Genomic DNA, 8,405 nt, shown 5'->3' with positions numbered 1-8,405 from the left:
ACAGTCCGCCGTTCTACCAACTGAACTACAGGGGAATCGTTTTTAGCAATGTATTGCTGAGAACGGAGCGCATAGTAAAACGCCCTGAACAATCAGTCAACTCGAGATATAAAAAAAATTGAAAAATTGATGTTAACTGGTCATCTAATACGCATCGTGGCTTATAAAACGTCAAAATGAGTGTTTTTTCGCAAGCAATCTGATTACTAAGGAATTAATTAATAACTGCATTTATGTCAATCTTTTAAGATTATTGATTTACTTATTACGATTTAACGCTTCTATTGAGCATATATCACCGATGTTATTTGATTTAACCGATGTTATTCACTTTATAGAAACGCAAAGTAAAGGATGCATTATAATTATAAGCACATCATTCTGTCTGTTCTGATATGGCGAAGCTTGCAGGTGAAAGTAATTAAATAGTTGGATCGTAGGTGTGTTGATAACCATGACCACCAATAAATAAGTAGGCTAGTTTATGTATGTGTTGCTTTCTTTATGATTTATTATCAAATACGACTAATCACATATCTGGCTCTCTATAGCGATGAATGATCGTTAATCAATTAAATTACACATACAAAGAGTAGTTCTTCATTCAAAAAGGCTACAGAGAATCAAGCTTGATTAGCGTTAACTATATAACCTACGCATTAATTTAGTTTGTAAAATATTAGGCAAGTTCTTGTTTGAATGCTAACTAAAATCCTAACTGGTTGAAGTGATCAATTTGATGGGCTAAACAGCAGTGATGGTTGCAAAGAAATGAATCATATAAATGTATTTGCGTAGTCTTACTTACAAATGTAATTTTATTTCATGTAACTTTTTTTACTGTTTCATGAATTTCTGTTTACCTCTATAGCCCAGTAATATTGGGCTAGAGTGACTTATCCACTAAATCTGTGGATAAGCCTGTGAGTTACTCACGAAATACCCTCTGAAGCCCTTATAACCATTGGGTGGAAGTTAAAAATTGTTCAGAATCAACTAATCGAAAAAACGTCAGAATTTCAGTGTGTTATAAAATGCAATAGATTTCTGTTTAGTCTCATTGTTTAGTGATGTCGAATGTAGTCTAAGTGAAAGGTCTATTGTGTATTAAATTGCCATAGAATAGAGGTTTTTGGCGGTTTTGTAGTCAAATTCAATATTTTGTGGCTGTTGTAGCATTATTTCATTTTTCATTCGTTAAATTGTAATAAAGCACTGTTATGGCAATAGTTGGTAACCGATAAACTTGTTTAAGCTTACTTGTCTTAAAGTCTTTCTTAATTGATTTATTGTTTGAATTTAGTCCAAACACTTTTCTGGCGAATTAAGCTGCACATCGATGGATAGTTGCTTACCTAATCAAAAGTCAGCAGAAAGAGTTGAGCGGGTAAGATTGTGTTAATGACATTTACATGACCAGCATAATGATATAAATGAAGATAGTCGCATTGTTTTACCTGTTCGGTATAAAATGAATCATTAACTTTTTAAGGATGTTTGTCGTGACAGAATCAGTTTTCAATCTTGTTTCAGAATACTCACCTGCAGGAGATCAGCCAACCGCGATAAAACAATTAGTGGATGGACTTGAAGCAGGCGTCGCCAAACAAACACTACTTGGTGTGACAGGCTCCGGTAAAACATTTACCGTGGCTAATTTGATTCAAACATTAGGGCGTCCAACCATCATTATGGCGCCGAATAAAACTCTAGCTGCTCAGCTATACGGTGAAATGAAAGAGTTCTTTCCTAATAATGCCGTTGAGTACTTCGTTTCTTACTATGACTATTATCAACCTGAAGCGTATGTTCCAGCATCTAACACCTTTATTGAAAAAGATGCATCAGTTAATGCCCATATTGAACAAATGCGCCTTTCGGCGACAAAAGCATTATTAGAACGTAAAGATGTGGTGTTGATCGCCTCTGTATCAGCCATTTATGGTTTAGGCGATCCAGAACTGTATATGAAAATGTTATTGCACCTTCGTCAAGGCGATATGATGGGGCAGCGCGACATTATCACTCGACTAGGTGAACTGCAGTACACCCGCAATGATATTGACTTGCAGCGTGGTACGTTCCGGGTACGTGGTGAAGTGATTGATATTTTCCCAGCAGAATCCGAACGTGATGCCGTCAGAGTTGAATTATTTGATGACGAAATAGAGCAGCTAAGCGAGTTCGATCCATTAACAGGTCAGGTGACTCGACGCCTAGCTCGTACGACAGTTTATCCTAAGAGCCACTATGTCACTCCTAGAGAAAAAATTATCGAAGCGACCGAGCATATTAAAGAAGAATTACGTGAACGCCGTCAAGAGCTATTAGATAACAATAAGCTTATTGAAGCTCAGCGAATCTCTGAACGTGTGCAATATGATATCGAGATGATGGTTGAGCTAGGTTATTGTTCAGGTATTGAAAACTATTCACGCTATCTATCCGGGCGCGATGAAGGAGATGGGCCTCCTACCTTATTAGATTACTTGCCTGCCAATGGTTTATTAATCATTGATGAATCCCATGTGACAGTGCCGCAAATTGGAGCTATGTATAAAGGTGATCGAAGCCGTAAAACCACATTAGTTGAATATGGTTTCCGTTTGCCGTCAGCTTTAGATAATAGACCGCTTAAATTTGAAGAATTTGAGCAATTAATGCCGCAAACAGTGTTTGTGTCAGCAACTCCTAGTGATTATGAATTTGAACAAAGTGATGGCGAAGTTGCCGAGCAAGTAGTTAGACCAACAGGCTTACTAGACCCTGAGATCGAAATTAGACCTGTAGCCATTCAAGTGGACGATTTACTTTCTGAAATCCCCAAACGAGTTGCTGCTAATGAAAGGGTACTTATTACAACTTTAACCAAGCGTATGTCTGAAGATTTAACAGAATACCTTGATGAGCATGGCGTTAAGGTTCGTTATTTACATTCTGATATTGATACCGTTGAACGGGTTGAGGTGATACGAGACTTAAGGTTAGGCCACTTTGATGTACTGGTAGGAATTAACTTACTTCGTGAAGGCTTGGATATGCCTGAAGTATCGTTAGTTTGTATTTTAGATGCTGACAAAGAAGGTTTTTTACGTTCAGAACGATCGCTTATCCAAACCATTGGTCGAGCTGCGCGTAACGTCCACGGTAAAGTTATCCTATATGCCGACAAGGTAACTAAATCAATGGAGAAAGCCATTGGTGAAACTGAGAGACGCCGCGAGAAGCAACATGCTCATAATGTTAAGCTTGGCCAAACACCGCGAGGAGTCACTAAAAAAGTTACAGATGTGATGGATTTAGGCGATCCTCATAGAGGTAACAGTAAACATCAATACACAGCTTTTGGTAAAGTTGCTGAAAAAGAGGCTGAATACGTTCAGAGTTCGGGCAAAGTTCAAAGTGTTGCGGAGCTATCGAAGCAAATTGATGTACTTGAGAAACAAATGCATCAGCACGCTAGAGATCTGGAATTTGAGCAGGCAGCATCTGTACGTGATGAGGTGAAAAAACTACGTGAACAAATTATTCTAAATAGTTAACGGACAATTTCACGGCAATATTTCATTGTATGTTTATGAGATTCCATAGAGGCTTAGCTCGAATGCTAAGCCTTTTTTTGCTAAGGGTTATTGATAACGCCACTATAGGTTAATTGACCTATCGTTTAGTTATCTTAATCATCGAGTCTTTTATTTAACCCCTTTTGTTAAGAATATCTAACTTTTACTCTAAAAAGTGATGTGGAACGTGTTTGCTTTTCTACATTGGCTGCAAAATATCCCTCAATAACGTAAAATGTAATTACATTTTACGGATGAAAATTCTTCTAAACGAGGATTAATGAATACTAATAAAGATAAATACAGTATCGATAATACTGATTACACTGTCGGTCAAGATAACATTCAAAAGTGGGGTTTTGATGTTCATAACCCCGTTTTTGGGATCAGCGCGTCCTTAATTGGATTGTTCATCGTCGCATTATTATTAGTTGACCCTGAAACATCTAAGTCGGTATTAGATGGCATTAAATGGAAAATCATCGGTGCTTTTGATGGTTTATTTATGTGGTCAGCTAACATATTCGTTTTATTTTGTTTAGCCATGATTATTTCGCCTTTTGGTAAAATTCGATTAGGCGGAGATGAAGCAAAAACAGATTATTCTAGATTATCTTGGGTGGCAATGTTATTTGCTGCTGGTATGGGGATTGGCTTGATGTTTTGGGCTGTCGCTGAGCCAGTCGCTTATTTCACGGGTTGGTATGAAACTCCGTTAAATGTCACTGCTAACACGCCTGAAGCTGCCGAGTTAGCCCTTGGTGCGACGATGTTCCATTGGGGGCTTCACCCTTGGGCAATTTATGGTGTGGTTTCATTATCGTTAGCTTTCTTTGCTTATAACAAAGGCTTACCGCTATCGATGCGTTCAGTATTCTACCCAATATTGGGCGATCGCACATGGGGCTGGCCTGGTCATGTTGTCGATATTCTTGCGGTTATCGCGACCTTGTTTGGTTTAGCGACGTCTTTAGGTTTGGGGGCTCAACAAGCTGCCAGTGGTTTCCACCATGTATTTGGCATGGATAATAGCCTTGGTCTTCAAATTGCAATTATCTTTGCTGTGACGTTAATTGCTGTTATTTCAGTGGTTCGTGGTATTGATGGTGGTGTAAAAGTTATCAGTAATATTAATATGCTACTGGCATTAATATTAGTCGTATTTGTTGCGCTGGTAAGCTTTGCTGTGGCGATGGGAACCATTCCTACGACAATTATGGGTTACATTAAAAATATTATACCGTTAAGTAATCCAGTAGGTCGCGAAGACGAAGCTTGGATGCATGGCTGGACTGTATTCTACTGGGCTTGGTGGATTTCATGGTCCCCATTTGTTGGTATGTTTATCGCGCGTATATCACGTGGTCGTACTATCCGTGAGTTCATGACAGCAGTATTAATAGCACCAACAGTTGTCACTATTCTGTGGATGTCAGTATTTGGCGGCGTAGGTATTGATCAAGTGGTCAATAACATCGGCTCGCTAGGTGAGAAAGGCTTAACAGAAGTGCCTTTAGCCATGTTCCAAGTGTTTGATCAACTGCCACTAGGTAATATCTTATCAATGTTAGCAGTAGTACTTGTATTAATATTCTTTGTAACGTCTTCGGATTCAGGTTCACTGGTTATTGATAGCATTACTTCTGGTGGTAAAGTTGATGCGCCTGCTCCACAACGTGTATTTTGGGCGTTAATAGAAGGTGCAATTGCAGCAGTACTTGTATGGGTTGGTGGCACAGAAGCCATTGAAGCATTACAAGCTGGGGCAATTTCAACAGCCTTGCCATTTACCGTTATTTTGCTGGTGATGTGTGTCAGTTTAATTATGGGGCTAAGAACAGAGAGACGCGCGCGTTAATCTTTATGTCTTTTATTAAAAAACCGAGTAATACATTAGGTATTGCTCGGTTTTTTTATGGGGGGATTAAAAGTTAACGATTACAACCACAGTTTTTTGATTGGTGTGTCAGGACTAAAGTGATGATAGATTTGCGCTTGAAGTAGCTCTGCAGTGGCAATAGCATCAGTTAACGCATCATGGGGGGGATAGGTAGGCAAATTATATCGCATGCGGCTGCCGCCCAATCTGATTGACTCAGGGCGCTTGTGTTTAAACCAGTCTAAGAAGCTTTTAGGCTTAGACTGAAGGACTTCAGCTTCAATTTGCATGGTATCAATAACGGGAAACACTATGCCTTCATTGATCAATGTACGTAGCGCGGCATCAAAAAAATCACGTTCAATCCTGCGGTAATGCACAACGACGATTTTACCTGCTAGCTCATCTAGCAGTTGTTCTAAAATACGTAAAAGATCTGGTGCGCCTTTTAAGTCTGAATGGGTAATTCCATGAATGACAATAGAGTCTTCTTGTAATTTATCTTCAGGCGTTACAAACCAGTGCTTAGCTCTCCTTAGTGCTATCCGTTGAAGCGTGAAGGGCACTAAGCCAATACTGATAATACTATTTTGATCGGCATCTAAACCAGTGGTTTCAAAATCTAAAGCAACAAATTCAATATCTTTAACTTTAGTTTCGTCATGATAGGTACTGGCATGATAAAAATGGGTTAGCCTTTTATCTTTGCTTTCCTTGGCTTTTATTTCTAAAAACGCTTTCCAGTTCAGGACTTCTTGATTGGTAAAATGGTGCATGAATTATCCCTGCATACTGTTTGCACTGTAGCGGAACTTTAAAAAGTTCTGCGCACTACTTAGCACCAAAAATGCATCTTTAAGATTTCGTCTTTCAAAATCAGACATATTTTCAGGTTCGATATTGTTATCGGGTTCTTGCTCCGCTTCAATGTCTAATGCTTGGTGGCGTATACGCACTAACGAAATAAACTCCATAGCATGCTGTAAATCTTTCCCTTTTGAAGGTGGCAAAATACCGGCTTCAATAATATCTTCCAGGCGATCGAATGAGTTCTGAGATTGTGAGCCGATTGCTAAGGCATGCACACGAATTAAATCCGCAAGAGGGGCTGTACCGCGACGTTTTAAGTTAATTGAATTGTTATGACGCCCGTCTTTTTCCATCACGAAGTCTTTAAAGAAACCTAATGGCGGAGTACGATTTAAGGCGTTTCGGGCGAGGCATGACAAAAATCGATTATTTTTTTTGGCTTTTCTTAAAATAAATGCATTTAATTGCTCAGCCCATTTGGGGCGGCCATAGACTCCATACAAATCAAAGAAAATGGAGCAATTAAGCAATGCTTGGCCATTTGGATGTTCAATCCAATCGGAAAAGCACTCTTCCCATTCTGTCTGAGTTTTACGATACTCAGGATTGGTGGCCATGATATCGCCAGTACAATAAGTGTATCCGCAAGCGGCTAATCCATCGCAGACGAATTTTGACAATTGAGCAAAGTATTCACCGTGCAATGACTCTTGATAGTCATTATCAAGAATTATCGCATTGTCTTGATCGGTAACGATAAGCTGCTCATCACGAGCCATTGAACCAAGCGCAAGAAAACAATAAGGCACTGGAGGGGGGCCAAACTGTTCTTCAGCTAGCTCTAGTAGTCGCTGTTTAAAGCTTCTGCCAATTTCTGACATTGCGCGGCCAACCATATGCGAGTTAGCATCTTCATTAACCATACGGACAAAACAATCTTTAATTTGACTAGATAACAAGATTAAATCGTCAATACTGTTTTGTTGAAAAATACTACTGACTATCAGTAAACTGTTCTGTGATTCATAACGAATTATGTCAGTAACTTCAATTAACCCAATAGGTTGTTTGTTCTTTAAAATAGGGAGGTGATGGACGTTATAGCGGAGCATTAATAGCATAGCTTCAAATATATAGGCATTGTGATCGAGCGAAATAAGCTCTGTCGACATCACTTCGCCAACCGGGGTCTCAACGTCTAAACCCTCTGCAATAACTTTGGCACATAGATCTCGCACTGTAATAATACCAACAAAACTATTACCGCCTTCATCGGCTAAGTTAGGGTCATTAATAATCGCTGCAGACACATTATCCTCAGACATAATACGCGCAACATCTTTAATAGACGTTGTGTTCGACAGCATTACCGGCTCGCCACTGAGGATGGTTTTAACCTTTGAGGTGGTTAATGAATTGGCATCATCGCTGTTGTCCTCGACTGCTTGTTGAAGCCTTACACTACCTTCTACTTCTACAAAATCTGCAAACACATCGTAACGCTCGCAAAATGCATCAAATAATTTTTCAGGTATACAGTACAGTAGAGTATCTTTTAGTGCTTTTGCGGGGTAACGAACCTTGTTATTTGTCAGTAAGCCCATTTGTCCAAACAGTTCGCCTTGATCCAGTCGATTGTATAGCTCACCACTGCGACGATATATCTCAACATCACCACTGCGGATCATATAAAGGTCGTGAATATTATCTTCAAAATCAATCACCATGCTATCTGCGCGGTAGTAGGAAATTTCGATACTCTTTGATACTTCAATTAATGCTTTTTCTGGCAGTAGATCAAAAGGCGGGTATTGACGGATAAAGTTACGAATTTCAAGTAGTTCGACTTCCATTATTCGCTCGATATGATTGATTTAGTAATAACAATCATTATATGGCATTTATTGAGACTATGCAGTTAACCTGCTTATCAAGATGGGGAATACTTGAACCAGATGAGTTATCTGTATTCATAATTGATGACAATGCATGAAATATTAGTTAATTTCTGAGGTTTAAATGAAATTAATTCAATCTAATAGTTATGATTACCTTGGCTTCAGTGTGATAGTTATTGATAACATTATTTTACGATGAAATTTATTGCGTCAATTAGAGTTTAGTTTCTGGCATAAAAAAACGCGCTTAAAGCG

4 protein-coding genes are annotated in these 8,405 nt (G+C 38.9%); 2 read left to right on the top strand and 2 right to left on the bottom strand.

The genetic code is table 11. From position 1 onward, the window contains the following. The first annotated feature begins 1,502 nt into the window (after positions 1 to 1,502). On the top strand, positions 1,503 to 3,542 hold the full coding sequence (uvrB, locus tag K5Q58_RS20225; RefSeq protein WP_259651411.1) for an excinuclease ABC subunit UvrB: 2,040 nt from the start codon (positions 1,503 to 1,505) through the stop codon (positions 3,540 to 3,542). A gap of 301 nt (positions 3,543 to 3,843) precedes the next feature. Further along, the gene (locus tag K5Q58_RS20220; RefSeq protein WP_220755656.1) at positions 3,844 to 5,421 is read left to right on the top strand and encodes a BCCT family transporter; all 1,578 of its coding nucleotides are present in this window, start codon (positions 3,844 to 3,846) and stop codon (positions 5,419 to 5,421) included. 80 nt (positions 5,422 to 5,501) lie between these two features. Here the strand turns inward: K5Q58_RS20220 and K5Q58_RS20215 are convergent, their stop codons facing one another. Together K5Q58_RS20215 and K5Q58_RS20210 are read right to left on the bottom strand one after the other, a co-directional pair. After that, positions 5,502 to 6,218 (bottom strand): 3'-5' exonuclease, encoded by a 717-nt coding sequence (locus tag K5Q58_RS20215; RefSeq protein WP_220755655.1) that lies wholly within the window; start codon positions 6,216 to 6,218, stop codon positions 5,502 to 5,504. A 3-nt stretch (positions 6,219 to 6,221) separates the two neighbouring features. Further along, entirely contained in the window at positions 6,222 to 8,105 is a 1,884-nt protein-coding gene (locus tag K5Q58_RS20210; protein WP_220755654.1) for a DUF294 nucleotidyltransferase-like domain-containing protein, read from the bottom strand. Between the last annotated feature and the right edge of the window lie 300 nt (positions 8,106 to 8,405).

Origin of the sequence: Shewanella sp. KT0246 (assembly GCF_019654955.1) — a bacterium.
Lineage (GTDB): Bacteria > Pseudomonadota > Gammaproteobacteria > Enterobacterales > Shewanellaceae > Shewanella > Shewanella goraebulensis.
This window is presented reverse-complemented; position numbering and strand designations above follow the sequence as displayed.